This window comes from Bosea beijingensis (assembly GCF_030758975.1).
In the GTDB taxonomy this organism is placed as follows: domain Bacteria; phylum Pseudomonadota; class Alphaproteobacteria; order Rhizobiales; family Beijerinckiaceae; genus Allobosea; species Allobosea beijingensis.
The window spans coordinates 3,598,457-3,622,076 of record NZ_CP132359.1 but is presented as its reverse complement, the minus strand read 5'-3'; the positions used below and the strand labels follow the sequence as shown (position 1 = coordinate 3,622,076).

At 68.0% G+C, this 23,620-nt stretch carries 25 protein-coding genes; 10 read left to right on the top strand and 15 right to left on the bottom strand.

Annotated features, from left to right (window positions below; all coding sequences use genetic code 11):
- Positions 1 to 37: 37 nt before the first annotated feature.
- Positions 38 to 652 carry a GNAT family N-acetyltransferase gene (locus Q9235_RS17310; protein ID WP_306223050.1) on the top strand — a complete coding sequence of 205 codons (615 nt, stop codon included), beginning with the start codon at positions 38 to 40 and terminating at the stop codon, positions 650 to 652.
- Between the two features lie 85 nt (positions 653 to 737).
- Here the strand turns inward: Q9235_RS17310 and Q9235_RS17305 are convergent, their stop codons facing one another.
- Positions 738 to 1,454 carry an AprI/Inh family metalloprotease inhibitor gene (locus tag Q9235_RS17305; protein WP_306223049.1) on the bottom strand — a complete coding sequence of 239 codons (717 nt, stop codon included), beginning with the start codon at positions 1,452 to 1,454 and terminating at the stop codon, positions 738 to 740.
- Positions 1,455 to 1,673: 219 nt separating this feature from the next.
- Positions 1,674 to 3,626, bottom strand: a complete 1,953-nt coding sequence (gene acs, locus Q9235_RS17300; RefSeq protein ID WP_306223048.1) for an acetate--CoA ligase — start codon at positions 3,624 to 3,626, stop codon at positions 1,674 to 1,676.
- 230 nt (positions 3,627 to 3,856) lie between these two features.
- On the opposite strand from acs, the gene Q9235_RS17295 reads away from it, so the two are divergent.
- On the top strand, positions 3,857 to 4,990 hold the full coding sequence (locus Q9235_RS17295; RefSeq protein ID WP_306223047.1) for a DUF2235 domain-containing protein: 1,134 nt from the start codon (positions 3,857 to 3,859) through the stop codon (positions 4,988 to 4,990).
- 4 nt (positions 4,991 to 4,994) lie between these two features.
- Here Q9235_RS17295 and Q9235_RS17290 read toward each other — a convergent pair whose 3' ends face one another.
- From Q9235_RS17290 to tsaD, 4 genes are read right to left on the bottom strand one after another with little or no spacing between them, the layout of a single operon-like run.
- A complete protein-coding gene (locus Q9235_RS17290; RefSeq protein ID WP_306223046.1) occupies positions 4,995 to 5,402 on the bottom strand; it encodes an EVE domain-containing protein in 408 nt (135 codons plus the stop codon).
- The gene (locus Q9235_RS17285; RefSeq protein WP_306223045.1) at positions 5,402 to 5,728 is read right to left on the bottom strand and encodes a hypothetical protein; all 327 of its coding nucleotides are present in this window, start codon (positions 5,726 to 5,728) and stop codon (positions 5,402 to 5,404) included. Before Q9235_RS17285 ends, Q9235_RS17290 begins: the two co-directional genes overlap by 1 nt.
- An 11-nt stretch (positions 5,729 to 5,739) precedes the next feature.
- Positions 5,740 to 6,735 (bottom strand): NAD(P)H-dependent glycerol-3-phosphate dehydrogenase, encoded by a 996-nt coding sequence (locus Q9235_RS17280; protein WP_306223044.1) that lies wholly within the window; start codon positions 6,733 to 6,735, stop codon positions 5,740 to 5,742.
- Positions 6,732 to 7,787 carry a tRNA (adenosine(37)-N6)-threonylcarbamoyltransferase complex transferase subunit TsaD gene (gene tsaD, locus Q9235_RS17275; RefSeq protein WP_306223043.1) on the bottom strand — a complete coding sequence of 352 codons (1,056 nt, stop codon included), beginning with the start codon at positions 7,785 to 7,787 and terminating at the stop codon, positions 6,732 to 6,734. The genes Q9235_RS17280 and tsaD overlap by 4 nt, the downstream gene beginning before the upstream one ends.
- Positions 7,788 to 8,058: 271 nt before the next feature.
- Here tsaD and Q9235_RS17270 point away from each other — a divergent pair, with 271 nt between their 5' ends.
- The 4 genes from Q9235_RS17270 to rpoH all read left to right on the top strand — a co-directional run bounded on the left by Q9235_RS17270 (position 8,059) and on the right by rpoH (position 13,835).
- On the top strand, positions 8,059 to 9,906 hold the full coding sequence (locus tag Q9235_RS17270; protein ID WP_306223042.1) for a uroporphyrinogen-III synthase: 1,848 nt from the start codon (positions 8,059 to 8,061) through the stop codon (positions 9,904 to 9,906).
- Between the two features lie 17 nt (positions 9,907 to 9,923).
- Positions 9,924 to 11,645 carry a heme biosynthesis protein HemY gene (locus tag Q9235_RS17265; RefSeq protein WP_306223041.1) on the top strand — a complete coding sequence of 574 codons (1,722 nt, stop codon included), beginning with the start codon at positions 9,924 to 9,926 and terminating at the stop codon, positions 11,643 to 11,645.
- Between the two features lie 46 nt (positions 11,646 to 11,691).
- Entirely contained in the window at positions 11,692 to 12,720 is a 1,029-nt protein-coding gene (locus Q9235_RS17260) for an RluA family pseudouridine synthase (protein WP_306228323.1), read from the top strand.
- A 218-nt stretch (positions 12,721 to 12,938) separates the two neighbouring features.
- Entirely contained in the window at positions 12,939 to 13,835 is an 897-nt protein-coding gene (rpoH, locus tag Q9235_RS17255) for an RNA polymerase sigma factor RpoH (protein ID WP_306223040.1), read from the top strand.
- Positions 13,836 to 13,894: 59 nt separating this feature from the next.
- On the opposite strand, the gene Q9235_RS17250 is transcribed toward rpoH, so the two are convergent.
- Positions 13,895 to 14,935, bottom strand: coding sequence for a DUF2125 domain-containing protein (locus Q9235_RS17250; RefSeq protein WP_306223039.1), 1,041 nt, complete (start codon positions 14,933 to 14,935; stop codon positions 13,895 to 13,897).
- A 169-nt stretch (positions 14,936 to 15,104) separates the two neighbouring features.
- Between Q9235_RS17250 and Q9235_RS17245 the strand changes: the two genes are divergently transcribed.
- Positions 15,105 to 15,674 (top strand): gamma-glutamylcyclotransferase, encoded by a 570-nt coding sequence (locus tag Q9235_RS17245; protein WP_306223038.1) that lies wholly within the window; start codon positions 15,105 to 15,107, stop codon positions 15,672 to 15,674.
- Here Q9235_RS17245 and Q9235_RS17240 read toward each other — a convergent pair whose 3' ends face one another.
- The 5 genes from Q9235_RS17240 to ftsE form a co-directional block, all read right to left on the bottom strand.
- Complete coding sequence (locus Q9235_RS17240) at positions 15,675 to 16,073, bottom strand: hypothetical protein (RefSeq protein WP_306223037.1); 399 nt, start codon at positions 16,071 to 16,073, stop codon at positions 15,675 to 15,677.
- A gap of 106 nt (positions 16,074 to 16,179) precedes the next feature.
- A complete protein-coding gene (locus tag Q9235_RS17235) occupies positions 16,180 to 16,941 on the bottom strand; it encodes a lysophospholipid acyltransferase family protein (RefSeq protein ID WP_306223036.1) in 762 nt (253 codons plus the stop codon).
- Positions 16,942 to 16,998: 57 nt separating this feature from the next.
- Positions 16,999 to 17,805 (bottom strand): YdcF family protein, encoded by an 807-nt coding sequence (locus tag Q9235_RS17230; protein WP_306223035.1) that lies wholly within the window; start codon positions 17,803 to 17,805, stop codon positions 16,999 to 17,001.
- Positions 17,806 to 17,911: 106 nt separating this feature from the next.
- Positions 17,912 to 18,874, bottom strand: coding sequence for a cell division protein FtsX (locus Q9235_RS17225; RefSeq protein ID WP_306223034.1), 963 nt, complete (start codon positions 18,872 to 18,874; stop codon positions 17,912 to 17,914).
- Entirely contained in the window at positions 18,861 to 19,484 is a 624-nt protein-coding gene (gene ftsE / locus Q9235_RS17220) for a cell division ATP-binding protein FtsE (RefSeq protein WP_422678380.1), read from the bottom strand. Before ftsE ends, Q9235_RS17225 begins: the two co-directional genes overlap by 14 nt.
- Positions 19,485 to 19,750: 266 nt before the next feature.
- Here ftsE and Q9235_RS17215 point away from each other — a divergent pair, with 266 nt between their 5' ends.
- From Q9235_RS17215 to Q9235_RS17205, 3 genes are all read left to right on the top strand, one after another.
- Complete coding sequence (locus tag Q9235_RS17215) at positions 19,751 to 20,560, top strand: zinc-ribbon domain-containing protein (RefSeq protein WP_306223032.1); 810 nt, start codon at positions 19,751 to 19,753, stop codon at positions 20,558 to 20,560.
- 136 nt (positions 20,561 to 20,696) lie between these two features.
- Positions 20,697 to 21,254, top strand: coding sequence for a hypoxanthine phosphoribosyltransferase (hpt, locus tag Q9235_RS17210; RefSeq protein ID WP_306223031.1), 558 nt, complete (start codon positions 20,697 to 20,699; stop codon positions 21,252 to 21,254).
- Positions 21,255 to 21,263: 9 nt separating this feature from the next.
- On the top strand, positions 21,264 to 21,638 hold the full coding sequence (locus tag Q9235_RS17205) for a response regulator (RefSeq protein WP_306223030.1): 375 nt from the start codon (positions 21,264 to 21,266) through the stop codon (positions 21,636 to 21,638).
- A 9-nt stretch (positions 21,639 to 21,647) separates the two neighbouring features.
- Here Q9235_RS17205 and Q9235_RS17200 read toward each other — a convergent pair whose 3' ends face one another.
- The 3 genes from Q9235_RS17200 to Q9235_RS17190 all read right to left on the bottom strand — a co-directional run bounded on the left by Q9235_RS17200 (position 21,648) and on the right by Q9235_RS17190 (position 23,492).
- Positions 21,648 to 22,157 (bottom strand): TspO/MBR family protein, encoded by a 510-nt coding sequence (locus Q9235_RS17200; RefSeq protein WP_306223029.1) that lies wholly within the window; start codon positions 22,155 to 22,157, stop codon positions 21,648 to 21,650.
- 146 nt (positions 22,158 to 22,303) lie between these two features.
- Entirely contained in the window at positions 22,304 to 22,894 is a 591-nt protein-coding gene (locus Q9235_RS17195) for a glycoside hydrolase family 19 protein (RefSeq protein ID WP_306223028.1), read from the bottom strand.
- Between the two features lie 76 nt (positions 22,895 to 22,970).
- The gene (locus tag Q9235_RS17190) at positions 22,971 to 23,492 is read right to left on the bottom strand and encodes a cysteine dioxygenase (RefSeq protein ID WP_306223027.1); all 522 of its coding nucleotides are present in this window, start codon (positions 23,490 to 23,492) and stop codon (positions 22,971 to 22,973) included.
- Positions 23,493 to 23,620: the final 128 nt, after the last annotated feature.

The following is a 23,620-nucleotide window of genomic DNA, read 5'->3' as shown; positions in this document are numbered from 1 at the left end:
GTTAGCGCGGCACTTGCGCAGCTCAGGAGATGATAATTTGGTCCATTCGCGACAATCCGGCAGGAAGGCCGACGATGGCGTGATCCGGCGGTTATGGCCGACCGAACGCGATCTTTTCAGAGAGCATCTGCTCAGGCTCGACCCCGTCACGCGTCATCAGCGTTTCGGCACGGTGGTGAATGACGCCTTCCTGGAGAACTATGCCAGGACGACCTTCGGCGTCGGCGGGCTGGTCTATGGCTATGTGGTCGACGGGGCGGTACGCGGCGCAGCCGAGCTGCGCGGCCTCGACGACATCATCGCCCTGACCGGCGAGGCGGCCTTCAGCGTCGAGGCGCCCTGGCGCCGGCGCGGCGTCGGTTCGCAATTGTTCGGGCGATTGATCACCGCGGCGCGCAATCGCGGTGTCCGGACGCTCTATCTGACCTGCCTGCCGGAAAACATGGCGATGCGCCGGCTCGCGGCCAAGTTCGAGGCCGATCTCGTCGGCGGCTATGCCGATGTGGAGGGCGTGATCGCGACCGGCGCGCCGACGCCCTTCACGATTCTCGACGAGGCGCTCGACAACGCCAAGGGCCTCGCGACGATGGCGCTGTCGATCCAGAAGAGCTTCTGGCCGAGCACATTGCTGGCCCGAACCTTCGGAGCCTGAGAGCGTCCAGTTGTCAGGGTCTTTTCCGCGTTCTCGAAACGCGGAAGCGCTTTTTCTATTCGGTCGGGTGCCTGAACGCGTCGGCCTACCGGTTCATCGACAGCGAGGCGCCTGACTTGGTCACCGCGCCGTCAAGCGCGCCGGAGCCGGAGCTGCGCAGCCGGGCCGCGACCGTGCCGCCCTGCTGGTAGAGATAGACCTCGCCATCGCGGAAATCCCAGGCCGAGATCTTCTGCAGGTCCCTGTTGGCGCAGCCGGACGAGGACGCGCGGTAGAGATCGAGCGTCGGCGTGCTCGATAATTGCACGCGGCAGGTGCCGCCGGTCGCTTCGCGGGCCGTCCAGCCGCCGACGACGCTGTCGCGGCTGGCCGAGGGGCGCGGTGCAGCCGTCGGGGCCGAGCCGAGGCCGGCGACCTGGTTGCTGCTGCCGCGCAGGCCCGGGTCCTGCGTCGGCTGGCCGGTCGGCGGCAAGCCCTGGCCTTGCGGCGCGCCACCGGCATTGGGGTCGAAGAACGGATCCTGCTGTGGGGGCAGGGCGCCGCCCTGCGGGGCCCCGGCGACAGGATAGCCACCGGCCTGGGGTGGCGCTGCGGGATAGCCGCCGGGCGGCGGCAGGGGCTCCGAGGTGATCGGCGCCGAGCTCACCGGCGGCGCGGAGGGCAGGGGCTGGCTGTAGGAGGGCTGGTTCATCACCGGCCCGCTGAAGCGCTGCGAGCCGGCGCAGGCCGTCAGCGCCAGCAGAGGCAGCAAGGCGGCGGCGCGCGCCAGGGTGGCGGTCGATGCGGTCTTGATCGTCGTCATCAGGCGCGGGCTCCGATCTCGGTCAGCCGAACGTAGCGTCATTATCAGGAACGCGATGAACGCGGCATGAGCATGGTCTAGCGCAGGCCTGCAGCGTTGCGAACCCTCGATATCTGTTCCGGTTCCTGGTTTCGGGGCTCAATCCCACGAAAATGGCCTGCGCGCAGATGCGAGCAGGCCATTTCCAATCTCCAGCCGAATGGGCAGCGGCTTGGCGGCTCAGCCCGCCTTGCGCTTGTTCTGGCGGTTGGCGACGAGATCGTCGACCACGGCGGGATCGGCGAGCGTCGAGGTGTCGCCGAGCGCGCCGTACTCGTCCTCGGCGATCTTGCGCAGGATGCGGCGCATGATCTTGCCGGAGCGGGTCTTGGGCAGGCCCGGCGCGAACTGGATCAGGTCCGGCGAGGCGATCGGGCCGATCTCCTTGCGGACATAGGCTACGAGGTCCTTGCGCAAGGTGTCGGTCGGTTCCTCACCGGTCATCAGCGTGACATAGGCATAGATGCCCTGGCCCTTGATGTCGTGGGGATAGCCGACGACCGCAGCCTCCGAGACGGACGGATGCGCGACGAGCGCCGATTCGACCTCGGCCGTGCCCATGCGGTGGCCGGAGACGTTGATGACGTCGTCGACGCGGCCGGTGATCCAGTAATAGCCGTCGGCATCGCGCCGGCAGCCGTCGCCGGTGAAGTACTTGTTCGGATAGGTCGCGAAATAGGTTTCCTCGAAGCGCTTATGGTCGCCATAGACCGTGCGCATCTGGCCGGGCCAACTCTCGGCGATGACGAGATTGCCCTCGCAGGCGCCTTCAAGGACCTTGCCCTCGGCATCGACGATCTCGGGCTTCACGCCGAAGAAGGGGCGCGTCGCCGAGCCCGGCTTGAGTTGCGTTGCGCCGGGCAGCGGCGAGATCAGGATGCCGCCGGTCTCGGTCTGCCACCAGGTGTCGACGATCGGGCAGCGGCGCTCGCCGACGACGCGGTGATACCACTCCCAGGCTTCCGGATTGATCGGTTCGCCGACCGAGCCGAGCAGGCGCAGCGACTTGCGCTTGGTCTTCTTCACCGGTTCCTCGCCCGCGCCCATCAGCGAGCGGATCGCGGTCGGCGCCGTGTAGAAGGTGTTGACCTTGTGCTTGTCGATGACCTCCCAGAAGCGCGAGATCGTCGGATAGGTCGGGATGCCCTCGAACATAAGCGTGGTCGCGCCGTTGGCGAGCGGCCCGTAGAGGATGTAGCTGTGGCCGGTCACCCAGCCGACATCGGCCGTACACCAGTAGATGTCGCCGTCATGGTAGTCGAAGACATACTGGTGGGTGATCGAGGCGTAGACGAGATAGCCGGCGCTGGTATGCAGCACGCCCTTCGGCTTGCCGGTCGAGCCCGAGGTGTAGAGCAGGAAGAGCGGGTCTTCCGCCTTCATCTCGGCCGGCGGGCAATGGCCGGAGACCTTGGCGGCCTCGTCATGATACCAGAGGTCGCGGCCGTCCTTCATGGTGACATTGCCGCCGGTACGCTTGACGACGATGACGGTGCCGATGCCGCCCTTCACCTTGTCGTCGGCGGTGTCGACATTCTTCTTGAGCGGGACGGCGCGGCCGCCGCGCAAGCCTTCATCGGCGGTGATCACGATCTTCGAATCGGAATCCTCGATGCGGCTCGCCAGCGAATCCGGCGAGAAGCCGCCGAACACCACCGAATGGACGGCGCCGATGCGGGCGCAGGCCAGCATCGCATAGGCCGCCTCCGGGATCATCGGCAGATAGATGGTGACGCGATCGCCCTTCTTGACGCCGTTGGCCTTGAGGACGTTCGCAAACTTGCAGACCTCGGTATAGAGCTGGCCGTAGGTGATCTTCTTCGACTCGGAGGGGTCGTCGCCTTCCCAGATGATCGCCGTCTGCTTGGCGCGGGTCGCGAGATGCCGGTCGATGCAGTTATGGGCGACGTTGGTCGTGCCGTCCTCGAACCATTTGATCGAGACCTTGCCCGGCTTGTAGCTGGCGTTCCTGACCTTGGTATAGGGCTTGAACCAGTCGATCCGCTGCCCATGCTCGCCCCAGAACTTGTCGGGGTCCTTGATCGAGGCCGCGTACATCTTCTTGTACTTGGCGTCGGTCGCCCAGGCCTTTTTCGCCCAGGAGGTCGGGACGTCGTAGATGATCTCGGACATTCGGGCGTCTCCCCAGACTTGGGCCGTCTGTGTTGCGCTGGTCCGCCTCATGGATGGGCGCGGCGGACATCGCTTCTTCGATTTCGACGCATCATAGGATGCGCGCGCGGCGCGGCAACCCATTGTGCATCGCACTTTCGTGGCAGGGACCGGCGTTCGGGGCATGGCGAGGCGCCAAAACATCCCCAGTTGGCCTCATCCAATGGTAGGATAGGCCTCTGGGAGGCCACATGGCGCGCAATATCGGCATTTTCTCGGATGGAACGGGGCAGGCCGGCGGCGCCAACCCGATCAACTGGACGAATGTCTATCGCCTGTTCATGGCGACGCGCGAGGCGGGCGGCGCCGGGCAGATCTGCTTCTACGATCCCGGCCTCGGCTCCAATCCGGACGAGGGCGAGATTCGCGGGCCGTTCCGGCGCTTCAAGGATCTGCTGGCGCAAGCGACCGGCTACGGCATCACCGACAACATCATCGACTGCTATGCGGCACTGCTCTGCGCGTACAGGCCGGGCGACCGGGTCTTCCTGTTCGGCTTCAGCCGCGGCGCCTATACCGTCCGCAGCCTCGGCGGGGTGCTGGCGCTCTGCGGCGTACCGGGCGGTTTTGCTGATGTGACGCGGTGGGACGGATTCAGCGACGCGATCAAGGCGGAGGAGGTCAGAGCCTTGGCCACGAGTGCGGTCAAGGACGTCTACATGATCAAGGACGCCAACGCGCGGGCCGAGGCTGCGGCGGCATTCCGCCAGCGCCATGGCACGCAGCCGGTGCCGCCCTTCTTCATCGGCGTCTGGGATACCGTCAGGGCGCTTGGGTTTCCGGGGATCGGTAGCCTGCCGGGCCGCCACAAGTTCCACGATGCGATTCTCAACCGGCAGGTCGCCCATGGCCGCCACGTGCTGGCTATCGACGAGAACCGGCAGGTCTTCGCACCCGAGCTCTGGGACGAGCGGCAGGCGCCATCCGGGCAGATCAGGCAGGTCTGGTTTGCCGGCGTGCATACCGATATCGGCGGCGGCTACGGCTTGAAGATGGGGCTGTCCGATCTATCGCTCGGCTGGATGATCGCCGAGGCGCAGGCGATCGCGCATCCGCTCGTCGTCGAGCCGGGGCTGATCGCGGGATTGCGGCCGGATGCACTCGGCCGCCAGCATGACGAGCGCAAGACCTCCCGGCTGCCCTGGAGCGAGGGCACGCGGGAGGCGTTCGTGCTGCACGATTTCCAGCCGCAGCCGGTGCGGATGGCTGATGCCGTCGAGCCGCGTCTGCAGGCGGCCAGCGTGCCAGTTCTCGATGAGATGCTGCCGTATCGGCCGCGCGCGCTGGCGGGATACCTGCCTTTCGCGCGCTATTATCGTGTATGAGCGTTCAGAGCCCGCCCATCTTGCAGACGATGTCCCATTCCGCGTCCGTCACCGGCTGGACCGAGAGACGGAAAGAGGTGACCAGCGCCATCTTGGCGAGTGTCGGCTCGGCCTTGACCGCAGCGAGCGTGACCGGCTTGGGCAAGGGCTTCACCGCCTTGAAGTCGACGAGGACCCAGGGTTCGCCGGGGATCCAGTTATAGGCTTCCTTGATGACCTCGACGATGCCGACGACCTCGAGCCCCTCGTTGGAGTGGTAGAAGAAGACCTGGTCGCCCTGCTTCATCGCCATCAGGTTGAGCTTGGCGGTGTGGTTCTTCACCCCGTCCCAATGCGTGCCCTTCGCGCCGGCCTTGACCTGGTCGTCCCAGGACCAGACGGATGGTTCGGATTTGATCAGCCAGTGAGCCATCAGGTCTCGTCCTCCTTGAGCGGCACCGGCGGCTGCGAGGCCGCCTCGCCCTGTTCGTTCCAGAACCGCACCATCTCACGGGTCAGCGCGGCGTAATCCTTGGGGTCGAGCTCGACGCGGACCTCGCCCTCGCCGAAGGGCAGGATCAGCACGAAGCGATGAGTGCCCTCGGTCCGGCGCTTGCGATGCTGGATCACCGGGCTCGCGATGCGGCCGGCCAATGGCACGGGGCCGCTCTCGGCGACGAGCTCCGAGCCCGTCGTCTTCTTGACCTCGGCGATGCCGCGCGCGACGCGCTTCGTCAGGTCGGACCAGTCTCCCGCCATGCTCTCCTCCCTCACTCCGCCCGGATCGGCCGGGCCAGCAATGCAGCGACCGCATCGCGCACGCCGACATCGCCGGTGATGATCGCGGCCACGGCCTCGGCGATCGGTGTTTCGATCTGTTTTGCCCGCGCCATTTCGACGAGGACGGAGGCCGTGAAGGCGCCCTCGGCCAGCTTGCCGCCGGCAGCTTCGTCCGGGCTCCGGCCCTGGCCCAGCGCCAGACCATAGGAGAAATTGCGCGATTGCGGCGAGGCGCAGCTCAGCACGACGTCGCCGAGACCGGACAGGCCCATCAGCGTCTCGGGATCGGCGCCATAAGCCTCGCCGAAGCGGCGCAGTTCGGCGAAGCCGCGCGCGACCAGCGCGGCGCGGGCACTCTCGCCAAGCCCGAGCCCGACCGCGATGCCGGCCGCGATGGCGAGCACGTTCTTGGCCGCGCCGCCGATCTCGACGCCACGGATGTCGACGGAATGGTAGATACGGAAGGCCGGCGAGCTCAGCGCCTCGGCCAGCGCCTGCGCCAGAGCGGGATCGCCCGCCGCGAGCGTCACGGCGGTGGGGAGCCCGCGCCCGATATCGGCGGCGAAGCTCGGGCCGGAAAGGATCGCGGCGGCCGTGCCTGGCCAGGCCTGCTCGATGATCTCGGTCGCGAAGCGGCCACTCGTCTGCTCGATACCCTTGGCGGCGGAGATCACCGGCACGCGCGGCGGCAAGGCTCCGGCCAACCCTTCACAGGCTGAGCGCAAGGCCTGCGTCGGCACAGCGACGATCAGGGCATCGCAATCGGAGAGAGCGTCGAGAGAGCTTGTTGCGCCGATGGCCTGAGGCAGGTCGATGCCAGGGAGCTTCGGCGCCTGCCGCGTCTGTTCGATGGCTGCGATGGTCTGGGCATCGCGCGCCCAGAGCCGGACTTCGCGTCCGGCGCGGGCTGCGGCCAGCGCCAGCGCGGTTCCGTAGGCGCCGGCGCCGACGACGCCGATGCTGCGATAGGCGACGCGAGGGCTCATGCGGCGGTCGAGGGCGCGACCGAGAGTTCGTCGAGCGGCCAGCGCGGGCGGGCGACGGCGCTCATGTCGTCGACAAGACCGAGCCTGAGACGTTCCAGCCCGGCCCAGGCGATCATCGCGCCATTGTCGCCGCAGAGCGCCAGCGGCGGGGCGACCATGGGCAGGCCGGCCTCGGTCGCGAGGCGACTGAGCCCGCTGCGGATCGCCTGATTGGCGGCGACGCCGCCGGCGACGACCAGCGTCGAGGGTGTGATGCCGGCTTCGCGGCAGGCGCGCAGGCCGGCGCGGGTGCGGTCGACCATCACGTCTACGACGGCCGCCTGGAAGGAGGCGCAGAGATCGGCGACGTCATTGTCCGAGAGTGGCGCGATTCGCTCGGCGACGAGGCGTACGGCGGTCTTGAGGCCGGAGAGCGAGAAATCCGGGCTCGGCCTGCCCTGCATCGGGCGCGGGAAATCGAAGCGCTCGGGGTCACCCTTGGCGGCCTCACGCTCGACCGAGGGGCCGCCGGGATAGGGCAGGGCCAGCATCTTGGCGATCTTGTCGAAGGCCTCGCCGACAGCATCGTCGATGGTGCCGCCGAGCTTGAGATAATCGCCGACGCCACGCACGGCGAGGAGCTGGGTGTGCCCGCCGGAGACGAGCAGCAGCAGATAGGGAAAGGCGAGATCGTCGGTGAGGCGCGCCGTCAGGGCATGCGCCTCGAGATGGTTGATCGCGATGAAGGGCTTTCCGGTGGCGAGCGCGATCGCCTTGCCGGCCGTGAGGCCGACCATGACGCCGCCGACGAGGCCGGGGCCGGCGGCTGCCGCGACGGCGTCGATATCGTCCGGCCTCAATTCGGCATTGGCGAAGGCGCGGGCGATGATGCGGTCGATCGCCTCGACATGGGCGCGGGCCGCGATCTCCGGCACCACGCCGCCATAGGCGGCATGTGCGGCGATCTGGCTCAGCACCTCGTTCGACAGGATCTTGCTCTCGCCGGAACGCTCGACGGAGACGATCGCGGCTGCCGTTTCGTCGCAGGTCGTCTCTATCCCCAGTACACGCATGATCGGTCGACTTGTCTCGCGGAATGAGGGATCAGGATCCAGAAGTGCCGTCCGGCGGTTCCGTGCCGGCAATTCCTTCGTATAGTGCGCGAGGGGGCGCAAGGCCAAGAGGCGCGTCGCAACATGCGCCTTGGCGGCCACGACGGCAGGAACGGAAAAAGGAGACGGCATGGGCAGGATCATTGTTCCGCCTCAATGCAGCGTGATCGCGGAATGCTGCACGGTTCGCGGATCGTCCTGCGGTCGCCGCCGGTTTTGTCAGGAGCTGTGAATGCGCGTCTTCGTTTTTCGTCCCCGCCCCGATGCCGAGCGGACCGCGCGCGCCATCGCCGAGCACGGCTTCGAGCCGGTGGTCGCGCCGCTCTTCGAGGTTGTCCGCCTTTCGGAGGCCGCACCTGAGGGCGCCTTCGACGCGCTTGTGCTGACCAGCGGCAACGGCGTGCCGGCGCTGGCCGATGGCCCTGCGAGCTGGCGGGACCTGCCGGTCTTCACGGTCGGGAGCCGGACTGCGGCGAAGGTGCGCGAGGCCGGGCTCGACGACACCCGCAGCGCCGATGGCGACCGCAACGACCTGATCGAGTTGATCACGCGGACCCTTCCGACCCCGGCGAAGCTCCTGATGATCGTCGGGCGCGACCGCAAGGAGGATGTGCCGGACCGCCTGCGCGAAGCCGGCTACGAGGTGACGCTCTGGACCGCCTATGCGGCCGAGCCGGTTTCGGTCCTGCCCGAGGATACGCAGGCTGCTTTGCGGCATGGCGGCGGCGGTGCGGCGCTGCACTACTCGGCGCGCGGGGCGCGGACCTTCATCGCGCTGGCGCAGGCCGCCAATGTGGCCGACGAGGCGCTCGAGCTCACCCATGTCGCGCTTTCGGCCGATGTCGCCTCGCCGCTGATCTCGGCCGGCGCCAGCACGATCCTGGTCGCCGAGCATCCGGAGGAAGCCGGGATGCTGGCGGCGCTCCAGCAGGTCTCGGCGCGCGAACATCTGTTAGATGCGGCCCGACCGGAACCGCGCGGCAGCCTGCAACGCACGCCGCCGACCGTCGAGCTGAAGGCGGTCTCGTCGGAAACCGTTGAGAATACGGAAGCCGCGACACCTTCCCCGGAAGCGCTCGCACCGACCGAAGCGCTGCCGCAGGAATTCTCGCCGCCGCCGGTCGAGCCGCTGCGCCCGTCCGCCGAACGCGAGATTCCGACCCGCACACCCTGGCTTGCGGTGGCTGCGGCCGGGCTCGTCGGTGGCGTGATCGGCGGGGCGCTCGTCAGCTATGCCCTGACCAGGTCGGGCCCGTCGGGAAATACCGAGGCGATTGCCGAATTGCGCAGCCGGATCGAGAGCTTGCAGGCTGGTGCTGCCGCGGCTGACCGCAAGGCGGCCGCTGCGACGGAAGCGGCGGCGAAGGCCGGTTCCGAATTGCAGGCGGTGACGGCGAAGCTCGCTTCGCTGGGGAATGCGCAGGCGCCGGATACGAGCGCTCTCACCGCGCAGGCCCAGAGGGCCGAGGCGGCGGCGACCGCCATCGGTCAGCGCCTCGACCAGATCGCCGGGCGGCTCGGGACTGTCGAGACACAGGCGAAGGCTGCATCCGGAGCGAGCCCCGAAGCGATGGCGGCGGCGCGGATCGTTCTGGCCGAGCGGGTGCAGCGTGCGCTTGCCGGCGGGCGTCCTTTCGCCGGCGATATCGCGGCGCTGACGAAAAGCGGCGTGGCGCAGGCGGATGTCGCCGCTCTGGCGGCCGTCGCTACGGGCGGCGCGCCGACGCGCGAGACCCTGCAGGCGGGCTTCCGCAAGCATGGCGCGATGTTCCAGCGCGAGGTGATGCCGGCTTCCGAGAGCTGGAGCGACAAGCTGCTGGCGCTGGCGAGCCGCGTCGTCACGGTGCGCCCGGTCGGCGATAGCGGCTCGACCGATCCCGCGACGTTGCCGATCCGGATCGAAGGCGCCATCGCTGCCGGCGATATCGTCAAGGCTACGGCGCTTTGGGGCCAGTTGCCCGAGCCGGCGCGCCGTGCCAGTGCGGAGTTCGGTGCCGATCTGCAGAAGCGTGCCGCGGCGGATGCGGCGATCGCCAAAATTGCGCAGGATGCGGTCGCGGCGCTCGGCGTGGCCGGCTGACGGAGGGTTGAGGGTTCATGGTTCGCGTTCTCGTCTACCTCGCCGTCTTCGCCTGCCTTGCCTTCGGCGCCGTCTGGCTCGCCGACCGGCCGGGCGAGGTTTCCGTGCTCTGGCAGGGCTATCGCATCGAGACGAGCGTAGCGCTGGCGGCGATCGGCGTCGTCGCGCTCGCCTTTCTCGTCCTGCTGGTCTGGGCGATCTTCCGCTTCGTCTTCGGCCTGCCTTCGGCCTTCAGCATGTCCTCCCGGGCGCGGCGCCGGGCGCGCGGCTTCGAGGCCGTGTCGCGCGGCATGGTCGCGATCGGCGCGGGCGATCCCATTGCGGCCGGGCGCTATACCGGCGAGGCGCGCCGCTTCGTGCCGGGCGAGCCTTTGACCCTGCTGCTGGAGGCGCAGACCGCGCAGTTGAGCGGCGACCGGGCGTTGGCCGAGGCCGCCTTCAAGGCGATGCTGGATAAATCCGAGACGCGCGTGCTCGGCCTGCGCGGCCTCTTCGTCGAGGCCAAGCGGCGTGGCGATGTCACCGCCGCGCGGGCTTTCGCGGATGATGCCGTCCGCCGTTCGCCTTCGCTGGCCTGGGCCAATGACGCGCTGCTCGATTTCCACACGCAGGCCGGCGATTGGCCGGCGGCCCGCACCGCCGTCGAGCGTCGGGCGGCATTGCGCCTGGCCGACAAGGCCGAGGCACGCCGTCAGCGCGCCGTGCTGCTCGCGGCCGAGGCCTTGCAGGCGCGCGACAACGAACCGGAAAGAGCGCTCGCCGCCGCACTTGAGGCCGTGAAGCTCGCGCCGTCGCTGACGCCGGCTGCCGCTCTGGCGGGCCGGATGCTTGCCGAGCGGAGCGATGTCCGCAAGGCGTCGAAGCTGCTGGAAGCCGCCTGGAAGGATGCGCCCCATCCCGACATCGCCGCCGCCTATCTCGATGCGCGGCCGGGCGACAGCGCGCTCGATCGCCTTGCCCGGGCGACGACCCTGACGAAGCTGCGCCCTTCCGATCCGGAAAGCGTGCTGGCGCTGACCGGCGCCGCGATCCAGGCGCGCGAGTTCCAGAAGGCACGCGAGACGCTTAAGCCTTTGCTGGCCGGCGGCGCCTCGGTGCGTGCCTGCCTGTTGATGGCCGAGCTGGAGGATGCCGAGCACGGCGCTGCCGGCCGCGTGCGCGAATGGCTGGCGCGGGCGACGCGGGCACCGCGCGACGCCGCCTGGGTGGCGGACGGGCTGGTCTCCGATCACTGGATGCCGGTTTCGCCGATCACCGGCCGGCTCGACGCCTTCGTCTGGACCGTGCCGCCGGCTACGCTCGGCAACCGGGCTCAAGCCGTCGACGACGTGCTGGCCGATCTCGACGATTCGACCAAGCTGATCGAGGTGAAGGCCGAGAGCGTAACGACGATCGAACCCGCAGCGGTTGCGCCGCCTCCTCCGCCCCCTCCACCCGCGGCTGCACCGAAGGAAGAACCCAAGCCAGAGCCCGTCGTGGCCGCTGCGCCGCCGGTCCCGAAGGAGGAGCCGAAGCCGGCCGTCGAGCCGAAGCCGGTGGAGGCGGTTGCGGAACCTGCGAAGCCGGCTGAAGCCAAGCCCGTCGAGGCGAAGCCGGCCGAGAGCAAGCCTGCTGCCGCGCGCGAGACGGTGCCGCCCAAGCCGGTGATCTTCCCGGTCTCGCACGCGCCCGATGATCCGGGGCCGGAGGAGCCACCGCCGCCGGAGCCGAAGAAGAGCGGCTTCAGGCTGTTCGGCTGAGCTGAAAATGCGTGCGGCCGGCGGCCATGCGCCTTATAGCGGCGCCATGACTTCCGTTCTCGATCCCAATGCCGCCGTCACCCTCACGGTCGGTCCCGAGCAGGCCGGCCAGCGCCTGGACAAGGCGCTGGCCCTGCTTGCCGGCGAGATTTCGCGCGCACGGCTGCAACAGGTCATCAAGGAGGGCGGGGTCAGCCTCAACGGCGCCGTCTTCAGCGATGGCAGCCGCAAGGTGGTCGAAGGCGACACGATCGCCCTGGTCATGCCGGCGGCCAAGCCGGCCGATCCGGTGGGGCAGGATATCCCGCTCGACGTCGTCTACGAGGACGAGCACCTGATCGTGATCGACAAGCCGGCAGGGCTCGTCGTCCATCCGGCGGGCGGGCATGAGGACGGCACACTGGTCAATGCGCTGATCGCCCATTGCGGCGAGAGCCTGTCCGGCATCGGTGGCGTCCGGCGGCCCGGCATCGTTCATCGGCTCGACAAGGATACGAGCGGGCTGCTCGTCGTCGCCAAGAACGACCGGGCGCATCAGAAGCTCGCCAAGCAATTCGCCGACCATGGCCGCACCGGGCCGTTGCAACGCGCCTATCTCGCCATCGCCTGGGGCGTGCCGCGCCTGCGCGAGGGCACGATCGACGCGCCGATCGAGCGTTCGACCCGCAACCGCGAGAAGATGACCGTGGTGAAGGAAGGGCGCGGGCGCGAGGCGATCACCCATATCGAACTGCTCGAGCGCTATCCGCCGCTGCTGAAGGGGCTCGACGAAACCGAGCCTCTCGCGAGCCTGATCGAATGTCGGCTTGAGACGGGGCGCACGCACCAGATCCGCGTGCATATGAGCCATATCGGCCATCCGCTGCTGGGCGACCAGCTCTACGGCTCGGGCTTCGCCACGAAGGCGGTGCGCTTGCCCGCCGATGCGCAGGCCGCGTTGGCTACGCTGGGCCGGCAGGCGTTGCATGCGGCGATCCTCGGATTCGAGCATCCCGCCAGCGGCGAAGAGATGCTGTTTGAGTCCGAGCCGCCCGAGGATTTTGCGAATCTGCAAGCCGCGCTCGCGCGGCTGTGAGCGAAACCGGCGGTTTTGCCACCTTTCCGCCAGAGTGAGTTCGCATATACTGGTGTTGTTCGGATGCGGATGGCCAAGGGGGCGCCGCAAGCGAGCGTTCCAACCGAACCGATGACAGGTTCCCGCGTTGGATCGTATTGCCGAATCCGAAGCCTGCGCGAAGGTTGATCGCGCGGAGGGCCTGCCGCCAAGCGGGGGCCTCGATGAGGAGAACGAGCATGGCGAGTGCTTCGCTGCCCGTCCTGTCCGCCGAAGGCGGATTGTCACGTTATCTCGATGAAATCCGTAAGTTCCCGATGCTGGAACCGAGCCAGGAATACATGCTGGCCAAGCGCTGGCGCGAGCATGGCGACCGCGATGCGGCGCACCAGCTCGTCACGTCTCACCTGCGCCTCGTTGCCAAGATCGCCATGGGCTATCGCGGCTACGGCCTGCCGATCGGCGAGGTCGTGTCGGAAGGCAATGTCGGCCTGATGCAGGCGGTGAAGCGTTTCGAGCCCGAGAAGGGTTTTCGCCTCGCCACCTATGCGATGTGGTGGATCAAGGCCTCGATCCAGGAATACATCCTGCGCTCGTGGTCCCTGGTGAAGATGGGCACCACGGCCAACCAGAAGAAGCTGTTCTTCAACCTGCGCAAGGCCAAGAGCAAGATTTCGGCTTTGGGCGAGGGTGATCTGCGCCCGGACCAGGTCCAGCAGATCGCGACCAAGCTCGGCGTCAACGAGCAGGACGTGGTCGATATGAACCGCCGCCTCGGCGGCGACGCTTCGCTCAACACGCCGCTGCGCGAGGATGGCGAAGGCGAGTGGCAGGACTGGCTGGTCGACGATTCGGAAAGCCAGGAGCGCCGCCTTGCCGATTCCGAGGAGGCGGATAACCGCCACTCGGCGCTGCGCGAGGCGCTGGAGGTGCTCAATCCGCGCGAGCGCCGCATCTTCGAGGCGCGCCGTCTGGCCGAGGACCCGATCACCCTGGAGCAGCTCTCCGAGGAGTTCGGCGTGTCGCGCGAGCGCGTCCGCCAGATCGAGGTCCGCGCCTTCGAGAAGGTGCAGGAAGCCGTGAAGAAGGCGATCACCCGCATCGAGGCGCCGCGTGCGGCGCTGCCGGCGGCCTGATCCGGTTTCTGGGTTTCAAGAAGGTTCGAGGGGCGCCGTGAGGCGCCCCTTTTCGTTTGTCAGTACAGCGGCGGCAGCGGCTGGAGCGGCAGGCGGAAGGGACCGATGAAAACCCGGCCTTCGCGCAGCGAGACCGGCGGCAGGGTGGTGAGGCCCTGAGGCGTGCCGGCGTTGTTGCCGCGCCCGCCGAGGAAACCGCCGAGGCCGCCGAGCAGGTTGCCGATGCGCAGGCCGCCGATCTGCTCGATGCCGGCTGCGGCGAGCTGGAGATCACCGGCGACGCGGCGCAGCGGGTCGAGGACGAGCTGGCCGCTGCCGTCGACGCGGGCCTTGCCCTTGGTCGAGACGAGGCGGGTCAGTTCGAAGGAGCCGTTGGCGGCGCGCCAGCCTTCGAGCGCATCGGGGTTGAAGCCCTTGCGGAAGTTCTCGGCCTGGGTGAGCGTCGCCTGCAGGTCGATCTCGCCGGTGTCCGTGTTGCCGAGCAGCGCATCGATCGGCGGCAGGATCGTGCCCTTGGCGGCGATGGCAATGTCGACGGCCTGATCGGTTGCGGGGCGGGTCGGGTTGCGGCGCAAATGCGCTTCCAGTGTGGCCGCGCCCCAGTTCTCGGTGCTGAGGCCGGGCGTCGTCAGCACGCCGCGCGGCTCGCTGGCGACGAGCGCGAAACGCTCCGGGCTGCGCCAGGCGAAGCTGGCATCGAGATTCTTCCAGGTCAGGTCGAGCACGCGGCCTTCGGGCAGCGTGACCTTCGCCGGGCTCGATGCCTCCAGGATGACGAGACCGGGCGAATAGATCTGGCCGACCACGACCGCGGGGCCCGTTTCGACGCGGACCGCATCGCCCCAGCGCGTCGAGGTCAGGCTCAGCGCACTGCAGCGCAGTTCGATGCGGAAGGGGAAGCCGCCAATGCTGCGGTTGGTGCAGGTCCAGGTGCGGCCGCGCTCGACCTCCCGGGCCAACGCGGTGTCGATCTCGGTCGCGATCCGGCCGCGCGCATAGAACCAGAAGGCGGACCAGGCGGCGGCGAGGACGGCGAGCAGCATGAAGGGCCCGTAGAGCCAGAAGCGGCTGCGGCGGCGCGTCGGAAGGGGATCGGTCATGCGGCAGGCATTCCTTGCGCAGGGGCGGGCGGATCGCTAGATCGCCCGGATCGCTCTCGCGGGCGGTCTATCGCATTGTCGTGGCACTGGATTTGCTCGAAAGGCGGGTACCGCTTTTCGGTCTGATGCTCAAGCAAGCAGGCCGGCGCGGCCAAATTATGGGACGAGGATGACGACCGAATTCGGCGCGACCGATCTCTGGGTCTTCGGCTATGGCTCGCTGATCTGGCGGCCGGGCTTCGCCTTCGAGGAGAGCGTGCAGGCGCGCCTCCACGGCTATCATCGCTCGCTCTGCGTGTTCTCGCATGTGCATCGCGGCACGCCGGAGCGGCCGGGGCTGGTGCTGGGGCTGGATCGCGGCGGGGTCTGCCGCGGCCTCGCCTTCCGTGTCGCGGCCGGGCAGGCGCAGGAGACGGTGGACTACCTGCGGGCGCGCGAACAGGCGACCTCGGTCTATCTCGAGCGCCATGTCGCGCTGAAACTGGAGGACGGCCGGCAGGTGCGCGGCATCGTCTATGTCGCCGATCGCAACCACCTGCAATATGCCGGCAAGCTGCCGGCCGAGCAGTTGCTCAAGCTCGTGCGGGAGGGCAGAGGCCAGTCCGGCGAGAATCCGGACTATGTGCTGCAGACGCAGGAGCATCTGCGCAAGATGGGCATCTTCGACCCCGTGCTGGCCGAACTGGCCCAGCAACTGGCGCCGGGCCTCGGTGCGCCGCATCCGCCGCTGGCGGGCTGATCACGCCTCCGGATTCGCTTCCGGCATCAGGTCGAGCAGGGCGGCGCGGCGGCTCATCCCGTCTTCGGCGAGCAGGTGGACATGGATCTCGCAGGCGCCGGCGGCCATGATCGAACGCTGCCAGCGGCCGAGCGCGGCCTCGATTCCGAAGGGGCCGGAATCGCGGGCGGCGATGATGCGCCGGTCGGCGGAGACAGCGAGCAGCACCGCATCGGTGAAGCTCAGAGCATGCGTGTCGTCGACGGCGAAGACCGATGCGACATAGCGCCGGCCGGAACGGCCGCGCCAGGCGGTGAAGCGGCGTTCGCTGAGCGCGGCGGTGCTGCGCAGCGGCATTTCGCGGGCGGCCGGCGCCTCGTCGAACAGATCGGGGGTGTAGCGATAGGCGAGAGCGGCCATGTCCGTTCCTCCTGTGATAGGAACAAAATGGGAACGACATGGGGATAAGTCAAGCGGGGCCGGAACGGAAACCGCGCCTTGGTCGGATCTATGCTGTCAGGGTCTGTCAGGAGCCGGCGAGCGGGTCCATTCCACGCGCGGCGAGTTCGGCGCGGCCCTGCGCCAGGAGCCGGTCGCTCGCAGTCTCGATGCGCTCCTGCAGAAGGTTCTGGAACGAGACCTTGTCGAGCCCCGGCTCGATCGCCGGCAGGATCTCGATCCGGACGGTGCCGGGGCGGCGCAGGAACTTGCGGCGCGGCCAGTAGAGTCCGGAATTCAGCGCGACCGGCACGCAGGGAACGCCGAGTTCGCCATAGAGATGGGCGACGCCGAACTTGTAGGCGGGCGGCGCGCCCGCAGGGCGGCGGGTGCCTTCCGGGAAGATCAGGAGCTGGCGGCCGTTCTGGCCGAGCTCGACCTTGGCGCGGCGGGTCACGTCGGAAAGCGCGCGGGCCCGGGCGCCGCGATTGACCGGGATCATCCGCAGCTTGGTCAGGGCCCAGCCGAAGACCGGGATCCAGGTCAACTCACGCTTCAGGATGAAGACCGGGTTCCGGAAGACCGTGACCAGCGCGAAGGTCTCCAGGAAGGACTGATGCTTGGCGCCGACCATCAGGCCGCCCTGCGGGATGTTCTCGATGCCGGTGATCTCGCAGCGCGTGCCGGCGACGACGCGCATCAGCCAGAGCGAGGAATGCGACCAGCCGATCGCAACCGCCAGCAGCATTCGCCGGGGCAGAAGCATCGCGGGCAGGACGGCGAAGATCAGCCAGAGGACGAGATTTGCATAGAACAGGACGTTGAAGGTGAGCGAGCGCAGGACGAGCATGCTGCGCAATGAGCCCGAGATGCCCTCCCGGTCAAGCGTCGCCTTGCCGTTTCGGCGTCAACCTTCTTGACGATGCTGGCCCAGCAGGTGCGTGCGCTTCTCGGCGGCGGGGCCGAGCGTATCGGCAGGTTTCGGCGAAACCGGCTTGCGGCCGCCGATGATGACCGAAAGACGGGAGGTTTCCGGGTCGCGTTCGACGAGGCTGCGCAGGCGTGCGACCAGGTATTTCGCGTATTCAGGCACAAGGATCTTGACGACCGACCAACGGCTCCACCAGCCGGAGGTATCGATATGGTCGGTGACGACCGGGTGGGCGACGAGCTTGACGCCGGGCATCGCATGCGCGAACTCGGCGAGCGTGCGCGGCATGTGATAGTTCGAGGTTACAACGAGCAGGGAGTCGAAGCCGTGGCGGCGGACCCAGCGCCGCGCCTCGATGGCGTTGCCGATGGTGTTGCGGGCGCGGTAGTCGAGATCGACGCAGCAGGCGAGCAGATCGCGCGAGGCCGGGTTCAGCTTGGCGAGTTCCTCGCGGCCGGTCTTCTCGTTGACGCCGCTGATCAGCAGCCGCTGCCCGCGCTCGGCCCCGAGCAGGCCCATGGCATCGCCGACGCGCTGGGCCCCGCCGGTGACGACGACGATCGCATCGGTGCGCGGGGTGTTCGCCGGTTCGCGTGCGTCGATCATCCCGATGAAGCGGACATAGCCGATGCCGAGAAGCAGCAGACCGATGCCGGCAAGGGCCGCTGCTGCCAGTCCGAGGATGCGGCGCAGCGAGATCGACCGGGCAGGCTTGCCACTCCGGGACGCGGAATCGGATTGGGCCATCGTGAGATGGTCGTCTGTGCTGCCGATCATGGCCATGACGCCGTCGTCCTAGCGCGCCAATCGGGCATAACGGCGGCGGACCTACGTCCGGCCCCGCCGCAAGGGTTAAGGCTTGGTTGACGCCGTGCAGCCAGAGGAATGCTCATGCGAGCATCCTCAGGTGGTGGCGCACGGTGAAGCGCGAAACCAGGCCGGCGATGATCGCGACGACCAGGGCGACGAGGATGACGGCGCCATAGCCGGTCCAGCCGATCTCGAAGGCGCCGAACAGGGCCTGCAGTTGCTCGGCTTCGGGTGTGGCGCTCCACCGCGAGGCGAGGAAGCCGAGCACGCCGATCGTGGCGATCGCGGCGAGCCCGCCGAAGAGCCCGCCGCGCAGGCCGAGCCGGATGAAGCGGCTCTGGAACTCGCGGGCGATGAAGTCGTCGTTGGCTCCGACGAAATGCAGCACTTCGACGCTGTCGCGGCTGCCGGCCATGGCGCCGCGCGTGGCGAAGGCGACCGCGAGCGCCGCTGCGGTCAGCACCAGCAGCACGATCGCGAAGCCGGAGGCGATGATGGTGCCTGCCATGGCGGAGAGGCGCCGGACCCAGAGCCGGTGGTCGTCGAGCGTCGCGGTCGGGATTTCGCGGCGCAGCGTCGCGCCGAAGCCGGCGAGGTCGGGAGGAGCGTCCGTCTTCAGCTTCAGCACGATCAGGCGCGGCACCGGCAGCTCGACGAGATCGAGCCCCGTGCCGAGCCAGGGTTCGAGCAGCTTGTCCGACTCGGCCTTGGGCACTGCCCGGACGCTCTCGACCTCCTTCAATCCGCTCGCCAGCATGACGGCGCGGGCTACGTCGTCGTCGATCTTGCGACGCGAATCGGGACGGACCTGGATCGTCATCTCGTTGGAGATGGCGCCGCGCCATTGGTCGGAGGCGCGCGCGGCCAGCATCGCGGCGCCGGCGCTGAGCGAAGCGAGGAAGGTCAGGATCGCGATTACCGCCATCAGGGCGCGGCCGGCGACATTGTCGACGGGGACGAGCGGCTGGTCCCGCCGGAGATTGGCGGGCAGGCCGCGCGGCTGCCGCTCGGATTCCCGGTCGTGGGTTTCAGGCGTCGACATGCAGGTGTCCGTCGGCCAGCACGAGACGCGGGGCGTCGTAGATATCCATCAGATTGAGGTCGTGGGTCGCGATCACGACGGCGGTGCCGAGCGATTGCAGCTCCATGAACAGCCGCAGCAGGCGCCGGCCGAGGCCGGGATCGACATTGCCGGTCGGCTCGTCGGCGAGCAGCAGTTCGGGCCGGCTGATCAGGGCGCGGGCGATGGCCGCGCGCTGCTTCTCGCCGCCGGAGAGCACCGGAGGCACGGCATGCATGCGCTCGCCGAGCCCGACCCAGCGCAGCAACTCGACGACCTCGGCGCGATAGCTCGCCTCCTCCTTGCCGAGGACGCGCAATGGCAGTGCGACATTCTCGTAGACCGTGAGATGGTCGAGCAGGCGGAAATCCTGGAAGACGACGCCCATGCGGCGGCGGAAGGCGGTGAGCGTGTCCGAGTCGAGCCGCGAGACATCCTGGCCGAACAGGTTGACCAGTCCGCGCGTCGGCTTCAGCGCCATCAGGATCAGGCGCATCAGCGTCGTCTTGCCGGCGCCGGAGGGGCCGGTCAGATACTGGAACGAGCGCGGCTCGATGCTGAAGTTGATGTCCTTCAGCACCTCCGGGCCCATGCCGTAACGCAGGCCGACATTCTCGAACCGAACCAAGCGGTCTTCCTCGCTGAACCAGTCTTTTGCGAATCCGCATCCGATCCTACACCGCAAGCCATCGCGCGCGGAAAGACCGTGATGCGACCAATCTGCCCCAGAGATTCTTCACGGGGCGTTAACCATAAATCGCGCCAATGGAAACGCGCGCATTGGCCGCTGTCATGCGGCGATCTGTCGATGCGCCGATGTACTTGCGGCAACCGTCTTGAAGGAGTTGGCTCGCAGCCATGCTGATCGTCTGCCCATCCTGCGCGAGCCAGTACGAACTCGACGCGGCCAAACTGGGGCCGGAAGGGCGCAAGGTGCGTTGCGCCAACTGCAAGACGTCCTGGCATGTCGAGCCTGCCGCCTTCCCGGAGCCCCCCAGCGAGGCAGAGACCCAGGCGCTGCTCGCCGAGGAGCTGGAGCGCGCCGCTGCGATCGATGCCGAGATCACGGCCGTTGCCGCTGAAGCGGGCGGGCAGGACGCCCCTGAGGAGCCGCCTGCCGTCGAGACACCTGCGCCCGTAGCCGCCATGCCGAAGCGCCGCGGCGGCAAGCGTCCGGCCAAGCCGAGCAAGGCGTCCGGTGCGTTCCTGCGGCGTGGCGGAGCCGGACGGCCGTTGGCTGCGGCCCTCGCAGGTCTCGTCCTGCTTGCCGGCGTCGTCTGGCAGCGTGAGGCGGCGGTTCGTGCCGCCCCGCAACTGGCCGGTCTGTTCGACAGGCTGGGGATGCCGGTGAACGTCCGCGGGCTCAGCCTCAGCGCGATCGAGAGCGGTGTCGTCGCCGACGGCCAGAATCGCTTCCTCATCGTCGAGGGCGACGTCACCAATGTCACCAAGAGCAAGACGGCGGTGCCGCTGATCGAGGTCGCGGTCAAGGATGCGGGCGGTGCGACGCTCTACACCTGGACGACCGATCCGCCGCGGGCGAGCCTGGAGCCTGCGGAACTCGTCCGCTTCCGGGCGCGGCTGGCTTCGCCGCCGGAGCAGGGGCAGTCGGTCCGGGTGCGCTTCACCTCGGTTGCGACTGCGGCCAATCTCGCCAGCAAGCGCTGAGGCTGCTAGGACAGGGGCCTGTCGACCGTGCCGGACCAGCAGCCGGACGGTTTTCACGGATCATCGCCTGCATCGGCCTTCGGCGCGCCTGAAGCGCGCAAGGCCAGTTGCGGCCGGGTATCGAAACGGAGTCATCATGCCGGAACGGCGTATCAGGGTTCTCTACGACGAGGCGACGATAGCGCGGCGCAACGAGGAGATGGCGCAGGCCATCGCGGGCAGCAATCCGAAGGATCTGCTCGTCGTTGCCGTCCTGAAGGGCAGCTTCATGTTCGCTGCCGACCTGATCCGGGCGATGCACCGCACCGGACTCTCGCCGCAGGTCGAGTTCATCCACCTGTCGAGCTATCTCTCGGGAACCGTTTCCTCGGGCCAGGTCGAAATCCTGCGCGACGTGCAGAGCGAGGTGCGCGGCCGCGACGTGCTGCTGGTCGACGACATCCTCGAGTCCGGCCGGACGCTGGCCTTCGCCAAGGACCTGCTGGCCGCGCGCGGGGCCGCGAAAGTGTCGACCGCCGTGCTGCTGGAGAAGCCGCATAAGCGGGCTGTCAACATCCAGGCGGATTATGTCGGCTTCGAATGCCCCGACTATTTCGTGGTCGGCTACGGCATGGACGTCGCCCATTCGTACCGGCAACTGCCCTATGTCGGCGTGGTCGAAACCGATGATCAGGCCGGCTTGCCCGGCATCTGAGGAGCATTCATGTCGCGTATTCTGGTCGTCGATGACGAGGAGCCGCTGCGCCAGTTGGTCGCGCGGGGCTTGAGCCTCGACGGACATAGCTGCCTCATCGCCTCCGACGGGGCCGAGGCGCTCGACATCCTCGACGCCGAGCAGGGGCGGTTCGACCTGCTGCTGACCGATATCCGCATGCCCCTGATGGACGGCATCGCGCTGGCGCTCGCCGCCAAGCAGCAGTTCCCGGAGCTGACGATCATGCTGATGACCGGCTATGCCGAGCAGCGCGAGCGGGCGAAAAGCCTCGAGTCGATCGTCGCCGAGGTGATGGCCAAGCCCTTCACAATCGCGGAGCTGCGCGCGACCGTGATGAAGGTGATCGAGCGCTCGATCGGGTGAGCTCGGATACTATCGGTTGAGCCACCAGATCGAGGCGTTTAGCAGCGTCGCGAAGGCGACCCAGGCGAGATAGGGCCAGAGCAGATTCGAGGCGAGCCGATCGAGCGGCCTGAAGGCTGCGATCGTCGCCGCGATCAGGACGAGCAGCGGCAAGATGACCGCGATGCCCGCGAGCGGGCTGTTGGCGCCGAAGAAGGCGAAGGACCAGCCGATATTGAACAGAAGCTGCAGGTGATAGACCAGCAGCGCGCGCCGGCGGCCGGGCGTTCCGACCGGCAGGCGCAGGATGCGGAATGCGGCCAGCGCCATCAGCGCATAGAGCGCGGTCCAGACCGGCGCGAAAATCCAGTTCGGCGGGTTGAACGGCGGTTTGACCAGCCCGGCATACCAGGTCGGGATTTGCGGCACGGTCGTTGCGCTGCCGGCGACCGAGGCGGCCACGACCGGAAGGATCGCAATCGCAAGCGCCGCCCAGAGCGGCGGACGATGATCGGTCGAGGTCTGAGGCAGCGTCGTCATGATCCGATGATGGGCAACACCCGGACGCTTCGCAAGGCGCTGTGCCTGCTCCAGATATGCGGTCGGCACCAGCGGACATTCCCGCTTCTCATGGAACTTTTTCCGGGCAGGTCGTGACGAAAGGCCGGCTGGCTGGGTGAGGACCCTCAAAGCCAGATCCCCTTCGCCTTCGCGAGAAAGCGAGCGCGCTCCGCCAGACCGTTGCTGCCGCCATTGATGAGCTTCGTCACGCGCTCGCCATCGTCAGCGTCGGCGGCGGTGTTGATGGCACGCTCGGCCCAGTAGGCGAAGGCGACGCGCAGTGAGGTCTCCGGCTCCTTCGCCCGCTCGGGCTCGGCCTCCAGGTCGATGCCGAGCAACTGACCGAAGCGGCGGTAATTGGCCCGGCCGGTGAGTTGGAAGATGCCACGGCCGTGATAGCGGATGCCGTCGCCGGCCTGCGTGTTGCCGAGATCGCGCCGGCCTTCGTAGCGGATGAAATAGGCGGGGCCGCCATATTCTTCGAGCGTGCGGAAGCCGTCGGTCTCGTGCGCCGCCTGTGCCAGGAAATGGCAGAGGCGCAGCCGGGTGGTGACGTCGTGATCATCCGCCAGATCATCGAAGCGCCCGGCAATGCCTGTGACGATCGTCGCATTGGCGGAAGGCGCGAGGCGCAGCAGGCGCTCGCGGGTGACGGTCAAACCCGGCTCGGCCGCTCTGTCGAGACCGACCCAGGTTCCGATGGCGCGCATCGACATGAAAATGCCCTCCCGATGAGGAGGGCATCATCGCCGCTGTCGCGAAGCCGGGGATAAAATACCCTGCGGGAAGCAGTCAGCCGCTGACGGCGGTGTACTCGGTCTCGATCGAGGAGGCGTGGACCTCGTGGTCGAAGCCGTAAATATGGATCGAGATCGCCTCGCCCGGTCCGGAATTGCGCATGCGGTGGATATTCGGGCCCGAAGGCAGCATGCAGGCGACATAGCCCGGCTGGCGCTCCTGCTCCTCGGTCTGCACGGCGCGATTGGCGTCGATCGCGCGATACCAGGTCTCGGTGACCGTGCCCGAGACGACGCCGAAGCAGCAGGAACAATGATGGTCGTGGATCGAGGTCGCCGAGCCCGCGCCCCAGACGATCGCCCAGACGCTGACATTCTCGTCGCCGGCGAGGAGGTTGCGGCTGTAGCAGCCGGCCTTGCGCTCCAGCGGCAGGCGCTGGATCAGGTCGGGCATGGCGACGAGCTCCTGCAGCACTTCGCGGGCGGCGCTCAGGTAGTCGCGCGTCAGCGTACCCGCATCGGTCCGCAGATTGCGCAACACGGCCCCGCGCCGCTCCTCGCTGAGAAAACCCTGCATGCCATTTCCCTCTTGAAACTGTTTGGGAATGATATGCGCCGAACGCGGGCAGTGGTTTGCGGAGATGGAGAATTTTCATCCCCGATTGGAATTGATTGCCTCTTGTGGAATGATGCTTGGAATTTTTT